Genomic DNA, 13,161 nt, shown 5'->3' with positions numbered 1-13,161 from the left:
TAACGTATGGCGTCCACGAATCGCGTAGCGGAAGTAGGCCCGCAACCCGCAGGCTAAATATGCTAAGGGGCCAAGGTACCAGCGTGAGAATAATCCGCGCAGCTAAAAATCCTCCCTCTCCCAATGGAAGAGGGCTAGGGTGAGGGTGGTCAAAGTCTGTGACAGAACTTGATGTATTTCCCTCTCCCCCGGGGAGAGGGCCAGGGTGAGGGGGCGGTTTCCACCCTTCGTTCCCTTCGTTTCCTTCTGTTCAAAATTCGTGTCCATTCGTGTTCATTCGTGGTTGATTCTCCACCCTTCACACGCTCTGCCCCCTTTTCCCTCCACCCCATCGCAGCAGAAAGCCAAGATGAGGGTCTGTAGCGCAGGCGTCCCCGCCTGCGGGTTCACGGAGCCTCCCGGCTCCGTGATTGCAAAATTGCCGTCGTCAAACTCACGCCCCTGGACGCACCAAGCCGCACTTCTATCTCGCATTAGCCATAACGTATGGCGTCCCATAGGCTAGGGGCAGGATAATCCGTCCCGCTACAATCCCCCCCTCTCCCCCCGGGGAAAGGGTCAGGGTGAGGGGCCTCTTCTCCCTCTTCGTTCCCTTCGTTTCCTTCTGTTCAAAATTCGTGTCCATTCGTGTTCATTCGTGGTTGATTCTCCACCCTTCACGCGCTCTTCCTCGTATTCCCCTACCCCATCGTGGTAAAAGGCCAAGGTGAGGGTGTGTAGCGCAGGCGTCTCGCCTGCGGGTTCACGGAGCCTCCCGGCTCCGTGATTGCAAAATTGCCGTCGTCAAACTCACGCCCCTGGACGCACCAAGCCGCACTTCAATCTCGCATTAGCCATAACGTATGGCGTCCCATAGGCTAGAGGCAGGATAATCCGTCCCGCTACAGTCCCCCCGTCTCCCCCCGGGGAAAGGGTCAGGGTGAGGGGCCTCTTCTCCCTCTTCGTTCCCTTCGTTTCCTTCTGTTCAAAATTTGTGTCCATTCGTGTTCATTCGTGGTTGCTCTCCCCCCTTCACACGCTCTGCCCCCTTTTCCCTTCACCCCATCGCAGCAGAAAGCCAAGATGAGGGTCTGTAGCGCAGGCGTCTCGCCTGCGGGTTCACGGAGCCTCCCGGCTCCGTGATTGCAAAATTGCCGTCGTCAAACACACGCCCCTGGACGCACCAAGCCCCATCTCAATCTCGCATTAGCCATAACGTATGGCGTCCCATAGGCTAGAGGCAGGATAATCCGTCCCGCTACAGTCCCCCCGTCTCCCCCCGGGGAAAGGGTCAGGGTGAGGGGCCTCTTCTCCCTCTTCGTTCCCTTCGTTTCCTTCTGTTCAAAATTTGTGTCCATTCGTGTTCATTCGTGGTTGGTGTTTCACCTTTCACACGCTCTGCCCCCTTTTCCCTCCACCCCATCGCAGCAGAAAGCCAAGGTGAGGGTGTGTAGCGCAGGCGAGTCGCCTGCGCTACATCGGGGACGTCTGAGCTACGATGCTATCACCCTCACCCTGACCTTCCCCCACGGGGTGAGGGAAAAAGTTACTGTGCCTTGGATGATTCATGAGCGCGTTTGTTCAGTCAGTCGAGGAGGACAAGTTAGGGACAGAAATACCATTGATTTACCTGCTTCAATTCATTGCCACCGAATTAGGGGACGCAAGCTCAATCCCGCTACGCGGGACGGGACGCCATACGTTATGGCTACTGCGAGATTGAAGTGCGGCTTGGTGCTTACAGGCGCGTCTGTTTGACGACGGCATTGCTGTAATCACGGAGCCGGGAGGCTCCGTGAACCCGCAGGCGAGGACGCCTGCGCTACACACCCTCACCCTGAGCCTCTCTTTAAGGGGGAGGGGTAGGAGATGCAAACGTGAAATTGTGCGAGTCTGGTAATCATCTCCTTATGCGCCCATCGTTTTGCCGGCGTGCTGGTGAGAAGCGGTGTTGGTGGTTCACCTCTCTCCCATCAGGAGAGGGTCGGGCGTAAGTTTTAGGAGCCAGAGGGGAAAAGGCAGGGTCATTTCTTCTGCGGGTCTGCGCCATAGAGTTCGGGTTTCAGGACGCCAATAAAGGGCAGGTTGCGGTAGCGTTCGGCAAAGTCCAGGCCGTAGCCCACCACAAAATAGTCGGGGATGCGAAAGCCGGTGTAATGCGCAGTGACGGGCACCTGGCGGCGGGCGGGTTTGTCGAGCAGCACGCAAACGCGGAGTTGGCGGGGGCGCTGAGCGCGGAGTTTTTCGAGGACGGCGGTGAGGGTGCGTCCGGTGTCCAGGATGTCCTCCACCACGAGCACGTCCTTGCCCTGGATGTCGAGGCGCAATTCTTTGCTGAACACCAGTTCGCCGCTGGTGGTGCTGGCGCCGTAACTGGAGACGGAGAGAAAATCCAGGCGCAACGGCAGTTCGAGATGCCGAATTACATCGGCCAGAAACATCACGGTGCCGCTGAGCAGGGCCACGAGCACCGGCTCGTGCTGGCGGTAATCGTGCTGTATGCTGGCGGCAAGCTGGCGCACGCGGCGGGCCAGCCGGTCTTCAGGAATGAGCACGCCTGCCAGGTCTTTGCGCCAGCGCGGCGGCGGCGGCAACAGGCGGCGAAAGGTTTGGGGAGGGGGGGTGGGAGCGGTGATTTTTTTCATAAGCCGGGAGGCCTCAATTCAGGCGCAGCCAGAGGGTTTTCAAATAACCGGGTTCTTCGCGGCTGATGGGAAAGTCCGGCGGCTGAGGGACGTAATGCTCCTGATGGATGGCACGGCCGCCGCGGGCGATGGCGGCGCGGACCATGTCCACAAAGCGCGCGGCCAGCAGCGAGGCGGTGTTGGCGCTGGCCAGCAGCACTCCGCCCCGGCGCAGGAGGGGCAGGGCCAGTTGTACGAGGGCGGGATAGTCCTTTTCCACGCGAAAGACGCCGTGTTCCCGGGATTGGGAAAAGGTGGGGGGATCGAGGATCAGCACGTCAAACTGCCGGCCCTTGCGCGCCAGGCGCTTGAGCCAGGAAAAGGCGTCACCGTAGATGAAGTCATGCGCCGCGGGGTCAAGTTGATTCAGGATGAAGTTGCGCCGTCCCCAATCGAGGTATTTGCGGGACAAATCCAGGCTGACGGCGCGAGCGCCCCCGAGGGCGGCGCAGACGCTGAAGGCGCAGGTGTAGGCAAATACGTTGAGCACTTCACGCGGCGACGGGGCGAGGTAGAGCGGAAAATCCCGCGCCACATGGCCGGTGAGCAGGCGGCGGCGGTTGTCGCGTTGGTCAAGGAAGAGGCCCACCGAGCAACCTTCGGCAAAACTGATTTCGTAAGACACCCCGTTTTCGCGCACCACAAAGGTGGGGGGAGCCTGACGGCCCGCCAGATGGCGCGGGGCCACTTCGGCGGGTGCTTTGCCGCGCACAGCGGGCAGGCGCGGCTTGAAATACAGGCCCCCGCCGGGCGGAGCAGGCAGGCTGGAGGGGGCGGATTCCGCCTGGGCGAGCCAGAAATCTCCCCACTGCTCGAGGTACACGCCAGGGTGCCCATCCGCCGCGCCGTGCCAGCGGCGGAAAGCGTTGGTTTCCTCGTCGTGAATAAAGGCGGCGCGGCGCAAGGCGGCGGGGTCCGCCGAGAAATCCGGCGAAATCTCCCAGCGCTGGGGCTGGCCGGTGGCAGGATGGCGAAGGACAATTTCCGCGGCGTGCAGGCACACCCGCGGCGCGGGCGGGCCGCCATACAAAACATCGCCCAAGATGGGGCAGCCGCTGTCGGCGGCGTGCACGCGGATTTGATGGGTATGGCCGGTGCGGGGGCGGGCCTCCACCAGGGCGGGCAGCCCTTGCTCCAACAAACGAAAGTGTGTCTCGGCGATTGGCGCACCCTGCGGCGCAGTACGGCTGGTGTATTTTTCACCCGCACGGAGGATGGCTGAGCGCATCGTCCATTCCTTGCGCCGCGGGGGTGTTTGGGTGAGGAAGAGGTAACGTTTGAGGACTTCGCGGCGGGTAAATTGAGCGGTCAACGATTGGCAGGCCAGCGTGGTTTTGGCAAAGACCATGACCCCGGACGTTTCCTTGTCGAGGCGGTGGATGATGGCCAGTCCGCCCCAGCGCGGCTCGCGATGGCGCAGCCAGTCATAAAGACCTTCGCCCGCGTAGGGAGCGGGCGCGTGGGTGTTGACGCCCGGGGGTTTGTGGACCACCAGCAAATGCTCGTCCTCGAAAAGGACGCACGGTGGGAGGCGGGTTTCCATGCCGCTTACCAGAACTGCCACTGGCCGCGCAGGATGACGTACAGGCCCAGGCAGAGATTGGCGACGGCATGGGCGGTCACGGCCTCGCCCAAGCGGTTGCGCCAGAGCACCAGCCCCTGCAGAAGGAAGCCGGTGAGCAGACCGGCCAGCCATTCATAATGCTCCACGGCAAACAAGGCGGAGGTGATGAAAAAGGGCAGGGGCAAGAAGCGGTTGAAGGGAACGGACAGGAAGTCTTTGTGGGCGATGTAGCGATAGACAAAGCTGCGGTAAAACACCTCTTCGAGCATCGGCACCACCAGCGTGGAGCCGGCCAGGCGCACCACGATGAAAAACCAGGCCAGCAGGGTGCCGTGCCCAAACATCTCATGGGGATTCCACGGCCGCGGCGGGCCGCCCCATTTGGGATAAAAGGGGTCCAGACCCACCCACAACAGGAAAATGAGCACGCCAGCGGCGAGGGCCGCGGCATTAAAGCGCCATTCCAACTCGGCCAGCGCTTCACGGGCAAGCCACAGCAGCCAGGCGCCGACCAGCGTTTTGAGCAGGTAAAGGAAGTAACGCGGCAGGCCTTCCCATTGTCCGGCCAGGCCGGTAAGCAGCAAAAAAACCACAAAGGGCACCACCCGCGCCGCCACCGGTGAACGCCGCCAACCCAGAAGCCAGTCCCTTAAAGCCATAAGACCTTGACCACCCCGCGAAGCTCGACCTTGACGCTACGTTGCTCGATGGCAATGACCTTAACCTCTCCAATCTGGTCTCCCACAAACAAGGTGCGCCCATTGATGAGGGCGGAAGGATTTTTGGGGCGATAAAAAATGCCCTGCAAAGTCAACGGCGGAAATTCCACCTGGGCAGGCGGGGGCGGCGCGGTGGTTACGGCGGGCGGCGGCGGAGTCACGGGCGCGGGTGTTGGAGAAAGGGGAACGGTCGCAGGAGCCGCCGGAGTGCTTGCAGTGGCCGGTGGCGGCACGGGTGCCGGAGTGGGTGTGGGGACGGGTGTGGGCACGGGTGCGGGCGGGATGGGCGCCGGTGTGGCCACCACAGCCACGGTTTGCGTGGTGGTCTTCGGGAGTTGATTGGCGGGTGTTGGCGGTGGAGCCGGAGTTGGCGCTGGCGTTTTGACTGCGGCCTGGGCGGCGGGCTGGGTGACGGTAGTTTTCGGCGTGGTACGTGGCGGCGCAGCCACGGCGACAGCCTGCGTGGATGGCTTCTTGGCAACCGCGGCAGCAGCCGACTCAACTTTTTGGGCGGATGGCTGGGGCGGCTGTGCCTTGGGGGTGGTGGCCGCCACGTGTGCCGGGTTGGGCGCAGGAGTGATTTTGCTTTCAGTCTTGGCAGTGGCAGGCGGGGGGGTTGCGGCCACCGATGGGGCGGCGCTTTTCTGGCGGGCCTGCCAGGCCAGGTAGAAGGAAAACCCCGCCCCGGCGATTAAAAGCAGGACGGCGGCGCCAATCATCCAGCCCCACGGAGTGCGGCGGGGCGTGGCCACCAGCACCGGCTGGAGGGCCGGGTTGGGGCGGGTTTGAGCGGCGCGGGCTTTTTCCACCTGGCTGGCGCGCTTGAGGGCGTCATTGATGAGGCTCATACATCCACCTTCCCTTCCAGCTCACGAATGGCCAGGCCGGCCAGGCTGAAATCAATGGAATCGCGCTGTTTGACGAAGCCGGCGAGGAGGCACTTGTCGCAGACGGCATTGATGAGGCGCGGGATGCCCTTGCTGTAACGATGGATGCGCCACAGGGCGCCCGCGGTGAAGTAAGGGGCGCCGTTGGCGCCGGAAACTTGCAGCCGGTGTTGAATGTAATGGCCCACTTCAAGGCGCGAGAGGGGGCGCAGGTGGTAGCGCACGGTGATGCGCTGGCGCAATTGGCGCAGGTGGGGGGCGTTGAGCCGGTCGCGCAATTCCGGCTGGCCCATGAGCACGATTTGCAGCAGCTTGCGCTCGTCGGTTTCCAGGTTCGAGAGGAGGCGCACCTGCTCGAGCAGTTCATCGGTCAGGTCTTGCGCCTCGTCAATGATGAGCACCGCGTCCCGCCCGTGCTCGACCTGCTCCAGCAAAAAGTGATTGATGGCCGCCAGCGTTTCCAGACGGTCGCGGCCTTTGGTGTCGAGGCCGAACTCCATGGCAATGGCCTTCATGAGGTGGTCGGAGTCCAGCACAGGGTTGAGGATGAGGGCGGTGGCGTACTGCGGCCCAAGTTTTTCCAAAAACGCGCGGCAAATGGTGGTCTTGCCCGCGCCCACCTCGCCGGTGAGCTGCACAAACCCCTTGCGCTCGCGTATGCCGTAAAGGAGGTGGTTGAGCGCCTCGCGGTGCCTGGCGCTGAAATACAGGAACCGCGGATTCGGCGTCAGGTCGAACGGCGGTTCTTTCAGTCCGTAGTATTCCAGGTACACAAGAGGCATTATTAGCCTCGGAAAAGGAAACTGTCGAGCATGGGAAATCCGCTATTGGGGAGGGGCGGCCGCCACCCCCTCCCCGGGTGGGGCGGCCCGGCGCGGCCGGTTTTGGGGGTTCAGGGCCTGGTTGGGGGCGCGCTGAATTTACTCGTCTATGAAGGCCCAGTCAGGATTGCGGAGGATGGCGTTTTCGCCCGGGCCGATCTCATTCCAGGAGGTGATGACGTAGAGGCTTTGCGGCCCTCTGCGGGCAAGGTCTTCATCGTAATGGAAATTGAAATGGCCATTCATGAAAACGGTCGCCGTGACACTGGCGCCGATGAAGTCCTGGGTGTCGTTGCCGCCGCCGCCCAGTTTGAAGTCGGCGTTGGGAGCGTAGATGGTGCCGATGAAGGAGCCGTTGCCCTGGATGGTGAGGGAGGTGTTGCTGGGCAGGCCGTAATAACTGAAGGCATGGGCGCTGCCGTTCATGTTGAGCACGCCCTGGCCGGCAATTTTGGCGCTCGCGCCGGCCATGTAGAGTTTCAGCGAGCCTTGCGGGCCAATGGTGATGCCGCCCTTGCCGGTGAAGTCCATGCTGTTTTGCACGAGGACACGCACATCGCCGGCCACGTACACACTGCCGCCGAGATTGGCGACCACGTAGTCGCCGGAGTCAAAGACCATGTCGTAGGTGGTGGTGGTGATGGTGACGTTGGTGGAGGTGGGGATTTGGTAGGTGTAGGACTCGGGCACCTGATAAGAGTATTGATAGGCAAAGTAGGAATAGGCGCCGTTGTAGGTAATCCGGTAGGTGTGGGTCTGGTAAACGTAAGAAGAAATGGCTTGATAATCCTGGTACCAGCCCTTGGGATTGCTGTTTTTGTAGTAGCGGGTGATTTCGCCCACATAAGTGCCGGGGTACGGCGGCTGCCAGGGGCCGGGGTCGCTGTTTTTATCCGGCATGGGCGAGTTGGGATACGGCACGGTCGTGGCCGAGGTGTTGGTGCGCAGGACCACGAAGGTGCCATTGGTGGGCAGGGCCACGTTGGTCACGGTGGTGATGTTGGTCACCACGGCCACCACATTCGAGGGAAGGGGACTCGGCAAAACCGTGGCCGTCACCACCACGGTGGAGGTGGACACAGGGCCGATGGCGTTGGTGGGGTACTCCGTGCTGGTGCGGGCCACCAGGGTGGTCATGATGCCCCCGGACGGCAAAGGACTGGGCAAAATGTCCGTGGTGATGGTGCCGTAATTGGTGGTAATAGTTCCGGTCGGCCGGGGGCTGGGAAGAGTGGGGGTGGTGACGGTGGTCATGCCGTAGGAAATGTTGGTGATGGAGATGGGCACATTGAGCCGTGGATTTTTGCCCGAAGTAAACGGCACCTGCACATCGGGGAAGTCCATGTTCATGTCATCCGTGAAGCGGCCGGGTTCGATGCCTTTGTTGCCGCCCAGCACCCAGGCCTTGGTGCCAATGCTGCTGTTGGCGCCCACGCTGACCTGCCCGCCGGGGCCGGTGGCCACCCGGCCCATGATGTTGGCGTTGCCGGCATCGAAGACATTACCCCCGGAATTGGTGGCCACATCCCCGTTGTCGTTGCGCTTGTTTCCATCATAGCGTCCATTGGTGCTGAAGTTCGGGTCTGCGGAATCAAAACTGTCGGAGCTGACATTGTTGCCGTTGAGATTGATGCTGCCCTTGGCCACCATGCCGCGGGCAAACAGCGGGCCGCCCCGGGTGTTCACGCGGACGGTGCGATAGACGTAGGTGCGGTTCCTCCAGCCGGCGGTGCCAGCCTGGGCCAGGAGGGTGGAATGGGCGGAGTTGTCGGCAAAGAGTATGGGCGCCGGCGCCCAGGCGGTGCATTCAATGACCGGCCGCACTGTGGGCGTAATGGCCACCATGTAGCGGCAGTCGCCCAGCCAGCGTTTGCGGACGGCATAGCCGTATTCATTACGCCAGCCCTGGGTGAAGAGGTTGGTCAGGCCATTTTTGTTCAGGTGCGCCAGCGCCTCTTCAATGCCGGCCTCAATGATGGGAATGGTGCTGTTCCACGTCTGCGAGCGCACCACCGAGCGGTTTTGCGCGCTCACCAGCGTCAGGTAACTGGCCAGGCTGAAGCCGATGATGGCGGTCACCACCATGGTGACCAGCAGGGCGCTGCCGCGCGCCGTGCGTGGAGATGGCAGGATTATTTTCATGGTCGCCTCAAAAGGGGTTAATAGCGGGTGGCTTGTTGCTTGCGGATGATGACGCGGGCGGTCTGCACGCTCTCCGTGTTGAAGCGCACGCCCAGCAATTTGCGGGAGCACACCCAACTGATGTCTATAGCTTTGCCTTCCAGAACGTCGCTGGAGGGCACCAAATCAAACGTGCCCGGCGTGGTGTTGCGCTGAAACATGCGAAACTCCAGCTCGTCGCACTCGGTGAGGAGCACCTTGCGATCCTGCCCCTTGATGCGCGTGAGCGTGCGGGTGGTGGGGCTGTACTCAAAGGTCAGTTCGGCGCCATCGCCGTCAATGAACACCACCTTGTTGGAGTTGAAATACTCCACGTTGTTCACCTGGCGGATGTCCCGGGTTAAAATATCCAGCGCCGTGCGGCTGCGGTTGTCCAGGTCCACGTAGTTGGCCAGCGAGGCAAAGCTGCGGCCGGTGTACAGGGCAAGGCTGGCCAGCGCGGCCATGGTGATGCTGGCGATGGCCATCGTAATCAAGACCTCCGGCAGCGTGAAGCCCCGGCGGGACGCGGGCGGTGTAGTTTTAGAAAACATAATTTTGCATACCGTTGCGGGCGACGTAGCTGCGCATGGTGCGCACGCGCGGCACGCCGCCGTTGGTCCAGGTGAGGGAAATGGTGACCAACCGCAATTCATCATCGTAGTTGGTCCGCAAATCCACATTGGATACGCTCAAGCTGCCATAATAGGTGATGCCCCGGTTGCTGGCGCGTTTGGGATAAAAATCCTCCGTGAACGTCGTGGGCACATCCACGCCATTGGTTACCTGCTCCCACGTCTTGATGCGCAGGGTTTCCATGCGCTCCACCAGGATTTGTGTGGCCCGCAGGTTCTCGCGAGCCAGTTGAATCACCTGCACCCCGGCCGTGATGCCGGCGTAAAAGCTCACGAAGGAAATGCCGATGATGGCGGTGGCCACCATGATTTCCACCAAGGTATAGGCTTGGCCGCAGCGACGTCCGCCACCTTGCACCCACCGTTTCATGTGCGACTGAACTTTCATTTTAACATTGCAAAAATTGTAAAAGCAATCGGCCTGCCGCAGACTCGCCTTGCGAGCTCCCGCCGCAAGGCGGCATACACCAAACCCCTTGATAACAAGCTGCTTAGAACAATGAAAAATGGCTAGAGATAAGCGGAGAAAATTATGTCCCTAGCCCGGTAGGGAATTTAGGACCTGCCTTTAGTGCCGTGATGCTGGGCAAATAGTGCCGCAGCCTGACTGCGACGGTTGATTTGAAGTTTTTCCATCGCATTGGCCAGGTAGTTTTTGACTGTCTTGTCGCTCAACCCCAGCGCCAGGCCTATCTCCTTGTTGGTCTTGCCTTCGGCAACCAGGGCAAGAACTCGTTTTTCCTGAGCAGAAAGCTGGTCGAGGGGCGTGGGAGCGCTTTGCGAGACGCCCCGTTTCAGTTGTTCAAACACCCGCCGCGTGACCGCCGGGTCCAGAATGGACTGGCCGGCATGCACCTTTTCAATGGCCGCCACGAGTTCATCGGGATGCACATCCTTGAGCAGAAAGCCATCGGCCTCCACCATCACCGCCTGCATCAACACCTCGTCATCACTGTACGAGGTCAAAAACAGGACACGACTGTCCAAATTGTGTTGGCGCAATTGCCGGCAGGCGTCGAAGCCCGTGCCGTCGCTCATGCGAACGTCCATCAGAATGACATCCGGCTTGAGCGTCAGAGCTTCTTGCACGCCTTGTTGGACGTTGGCCGCTTCGCCGACCACGGCCACATGGGGATAGCGTCCCAACACGGCCCGCAAACCCACGCGCACCAGTTCGTGGTCATCCACGATTAACACACGTATAGGCGAGGTATTCACTGTGCACATGCGACGTTCTCATGTGTGGCCCTTTTTGGACAATTTGTCCAGCCCGGAAAACGCCTTCTTACGCCGGGCGCGCCTCACGGTGGGCCTTGCCCCGGAATGGAATGCGCCTGCGGCTATTCATGCGGCGTTGTATTCCCAGCTCGTCTATTGCAGGAAATTGCAGCCGTTCAAGCAGGTATCGGCGCCGTGCAGGACCATTCCCTTGCTTGCCACCAGCCAGAGGCAAGGGTATTTCATTGGGCCGCCGGGAGCGGACGAAAAACTTCCCTGCGTGAATGGCGGCTGTGAGTTAACCTTTTTCGGTGACAGGTGACGATGCTGGCTCAATTATTACGCGATAATCCGGTGGTCATCACCGGACGCGGCGCCCTTACCGCCGCCGGGGCGGGAGTGGAGGCGCTCTGGGCGGCCGTGCAGGCCGGGCGCTCGCTGGCCGTAGCCTGGCACAATCCCTGTCATCCGGACTGCGCGCCGTCCGCCGTCTGCCGGGTCAGCCCCCTGCCCCCGACACCACCCGCGGCGCGCAAATTGGACCGCTCGGCCAAATTGGGTTTTGCGGCTGCGCTCGAAGCCTGGCACGACGCGCGGTTGCCGGAAGTCAGTCCCCCACCGCACCGCCGGGGAGTGATTACCGCTTCCTCCCGCGGCACGGTGGAAATCTGGGAAAAAGCCTTTGCATCGCTGCAAAAAGGACTGGCCCCGCCCTCACTCATTGCCGCCACCACCATGGCCCACCTGAGCGGCGCCTTGTCCCTGCATTTGCAATTGCAAGGGCCCATGCTGGCCGTCTCCGCCACCTGCGCCTCCTCCGCCACCGCCATGGCGCTGGCTGCCCAGCAACTGCTCACCGGCGCCGCCGAGGTCATGCTGGTGGGCGGCATGGAAGCCCCGCTGCATCCGGTGGTCTTGCAAGGTTTCGATACCGCCGGCCTCCTGGCCCATCATCCAGATCCCACCCAAGCCTGCCGTCCTTTTGACCGGCAGCGCAATGGCACCGCGCTGGGTGAAGGAGCGGGCTTCCTGGTGCTGGAAACGCTGGCCTCGGCGCAACGCCGTGGAGCGCGGATTTACGGCCGTCTGGCCGGTTGGGCCCTGGGCGCCGAAGCCTATGATCGAGCCGGCATGGACCCTGCGGGGCATTCGCTGGCGCGCTTGATGGAAGAAGCCCTGGCGGTGGCCGGGATTTCCACCAACGCCGTGGATTACATCAACCTGCATGGCACCGGCACCCCGCTCAATGATGCGAGCGAAGCGCAGGCGATTCAGCGTGTGTTTGGCCCGCCTGACCAGCAGCCGCCTTCTTCCTCCACTAAACCAGTCTTCGGCCACTGCATGGGCGCCGGCGCAGCGCTGGAAGCCATCATTTGTCTGGAAGCTCAGCGCCGCCAGCTCCTGCCGCGCGCGGTAAATTGTCCGCAGCCGGACCCTCAGTGCCCCCTGGCACTGGCTCAGACGCCGCATCCCCCCCGCCCCCTCCGAACCACGCTCAACCTTTCCGCCGGCTTCTGGGGCGCGCAGGCCGCCATGGTCCTGCAGGCGGCTCCTTGACGGAAATTGAAAAGAGGGAACAAGCGCCACGCTGTCCCTTTTCCTTCGCCCGGTCCTGCCCTATCATGGCCCCGCAACGGGAAAGGGCTACCCATTTGGAGCGGTTTTTGCCATGCTGGGGGCCGCATGAATCGGATTGACGCACGGTTTGCCGAGCTGCGCCGCCAGGGCCGCAAAGGATTGATTGTGTACATCGGGGCAGGCGACCCGCACCTGGAAGCCACCCGCCAACTGGCACTGGCCTTTGAGCGCGCCGGCGTGGATGTGCTGGAACTGGGCGTGCCTTTCAGTGACCCGCTGGCCGACGGCCTGGTCAACCAACTCGCCGCCCAGCGCGGCCTGGCCTCCGGCACCACCCCCCCCAAGGTGCTGGAAACTGTTGCCGCCATCCGCCGCGAAAGCCAGATTCCCATCGTTCTCTATCTCTATTTCAATCTGATGCACCGCCACGGCGTGGAGCGTTTCATCCAGGACGCCGCCCGCGCGGGTGTGGACGGCCTGCTGGTATTGGACCTGCCCCCCGAAGAAGCGGAGGCCATCGAGCACTCCATGCGCGCCGCCGGCCTGCATCCCATTTACCTCGTGGCCCCCACCACACCGGAACCGCGCATCGAACTCATTGCCCGGCGCGCTTCGGGGTTTATTTACTACGTCTCGCGTGAAGGAGTGACCGGCATGCAGCAACAGCTTTCCTCCACCATTCCGGCCAAGGTGGCTCTCATTCGCGCCCACACCTCCCTGCCCATCGCCGTGGGTTTCGGCATCTCCAATCCGGAGCAGGCGCAGCAAGCCGCCGCGCAGGCTGACGCCGTGGTGGTGGGCAGCGCCGTGGTGAATCAGATTGCCCGCCTGGGCTTAGCGCCTGACCTGGTCGAACAGGTGGCCGGTTTCGTGGCCTCCCTCGCCCGGGCGGTCAAACCCAACTCGTAACGTCCTT

At 62.0% G+C, this 13,161-nt stretch carries 11 protein-coding genes; 2 read left to right on the top strand and 9 right to left on the bottom strand.

All coding sequences use genetic code 11. The annotated features are described in order from the left end of the window. Positions 1-2,003: 2,003 nt before the first annotated feature. The 9 genes from hpt to NXS98_RS15795 all read right to left on the bottom strand — a co-directional run bounded on the left by hpt (position 2,004) and on the right by NXS98_RS15795 (position 10,637). A complete protein-coding gene (gene hpt, locus NXS98_RS15835; protein WP_283846011.1) occupies positions 2,004-2,624 on the bottom strand; it encodes a hypoxanthine phosphoribosyltransferase in 621 nt (206 codons plus the stop codon). Positions 2,625-2,637: 13 nt separating this feature from the next. Then, entirely contained in the window at positions 2,638-4,227 is a 1,590-nt protein-coding gene (locus NXS98_RS15830; RefSeq protein WP_283846010.1) for an RluA/RlmK domain-containing protein, read from the bottom strand. Then, complete coding sequence (locus NXS98_RS15825; RefSeq protein ID WP_283846009.1) at positions 4,212-4,886, bottom strand: CAAX prenyl protease-related protein; 675 nt, start codon at positions 4,884-4,886, stop codon at positions 4,212-4,214. Before NXS98_RS15825 ends, NXS98_RS15830 begins: the two co-directional genes overlap by 16 nt. Then, entirely contained in the window at positions 4,877-5,794 is a 918-nt protein-coding gene (locus NXS98_RS15820) for a hypothetical protein (RefSeq protein ID WP_283846008.1), read from the bottom strand. The genes NXS98_RS15825 and NXS98_RS15820 overlap by 10 nt, the downstream gene beginning before the upstream one ends. Further along, complete coding sequence (locus tag NXS98_RS15815) at positions 5,791-6,615, bottom strand: ExeA family protein (protein WP_283846007.1); 825 nt, start codon at positions 6,613-6,615, stop codon at positions 5,791-5,793. The genes NXS98_RS15820 and NXS98_RS15815 overlap by 4 nt, the downstream gene beginning before the upstream one ends. Before the next feature lie 138 nt (positions 6,616-6,753). After that, entirely contained in the window at positions 6,754-8,796 is a 2,043-nt protein-coding gene (locus NXS98_RS15810) for a DUF7305 domain-containing protein (protein ID WP_283846006.1), read from the bottom strand. Between the two features lie 17 nt (positions 8,797-8,813). Then, positions 8,814-9,368 carry a PilW family protein gene (locus tag NXS98_RS15805; RefSeq protein ID WP_283846005.1) on the bottom strand — a complete coding sequence of 185 codons (555 nt, stop codon included), beginning with the start codon at positions 9,366-9,368 and terminating at the stop codon, positions 8,814-8,816. Further along, complete coding sequence (locus NXS98_RS15800) at positions 9,358-9,819, bottom strand: type IV pilus modification PilV family protein (RefSeq protein WP_283846004.1); 462 nt, start codon at positions 9,817-9,819, stop codon at positions 9,358-9,360. Before NXS98_RS15800 ends, NXS98_RS15805 begins: the two co-directional genes overlap by 11 nt. 185 nt (positions 9,820-10,004) lie before the next feature. Further along, positions 10,005-10,637 (bottom strand): response regulator, encoded by a 633-nt coding sequence (locus NXS98_RS15795; protein ID WP_283846003.1) that lies wholly within the window; start codon positions 10,635-10,637, stop codon positions 10,005-10,007. A 354-nt stretch (positions 10,638-10,991) separates the two neighbouring features. On the opposite strand from NXS98_RS15795, the gene NXS98_RS15790 reads away from it, so the two are divergent. After that, entirely contained in the window at positions 10,992-12,224 is a 1,233-nt protein-coding gene (locus NXS98_RS15790) for a beta-ketoacyl-[acyl-carrier-protein] synthase family protein (protein ID WP_283848188.1), read from the top strand. Positions 12,225-12,350: 126 nt separating this feature from the next. Then, positions 12,351-13,154: a tryptophan synthase subunit alpha gene (gene trpA, locus NXS98_RS15785; protein WP_283846002.1), complete on the top strand. Its 804-nt coding sequence runs from the start codon at positions 12,351-12,353 to the stop codon at positions 13,152-13,154. Positions 13,155-13,161 lie beyond the last annotated feature (7 nt).

This window comes from Fontisphaera persica (genome assembly GCF_024832785.1).
Classification (GTDB): Bacteria; Verrucomicrobiota; Verrucomicrobiia; order Limisphaerales; family Fontisphaeraceae; genus Fontisphaera; species Fontisphaera persica.
This window is presented reverse-complemented; position numbering and strand designations above follow the sequence as displayed.

Excerpts from the sequence above, each read along its gene's own strand:
- hpt (WP_283846011.1), bottom strand. The coding sequence starts at position 2,624 with ATGAAAAAAATCACCGCTCCCACCCCCCCTCCCCAAACCTTTCGCCGC.
- NXS98_RS15825 (WP_283846009.1), bottom strand. The coding sequence starts at position 4,886 with ATGGCTTTAAGGGACTGGCTTCTGGGTTGGCGGCGTTCACCGGTGGCG.
- NXS98_RS15820 (WP_283846008.1), bottom strand. The coding sequence starts at position 5,794 with ATGAGCCTCATCAATGACGCCCTCAAGCGCGCCAGCCAGGTGGAAAAA.
- NXS98_RS15815 (WP_283846007.1), bottom strand. The coding sequence starts at position 6,615 with ATGCCTCTTGTGTACCTGGAATACTACGGACTGAAAGAACCGCCGTTC.
- NXS98_RS15810 (WP_283846006.1), bottom strand. The coding sequence starts at position 8,796 with ATGAAAATAATCCTGCCATCTCCACGCACGGCGCGCGGCAGCGCCCTG.
- NXS98_RS15805 (WP_283846005.1), bottom strand. The coding sequence starts at position 9,368 with ATGTTTTCTAAAACTACACCGCCCGCGTCCCGCCGGGGCTTCACGCTG.
- NXS98_RS15800 (WP_283846004.1), bottom strand. The coding sequence starts at position 9,819 with ATGAAACGGTGGGTGCAAGGTGGCGGACGTCGCTGCGGCCAAGCCTAT.
- NXS98_RS15790 (WP_283848188.1), top strand. The coding sequence starts at position 10,992 with ATGCTGGCTCAATTATTACGCGATAATCCGGTGGTCATCACCGGACGC.
- trpA (WP_283846002.1), top strand. The coding sequence starts at position 12,351 with ATGAATCGGATTGACGCACGGTTTGCCGAGCTGCGCCGCCAGGGCCGC.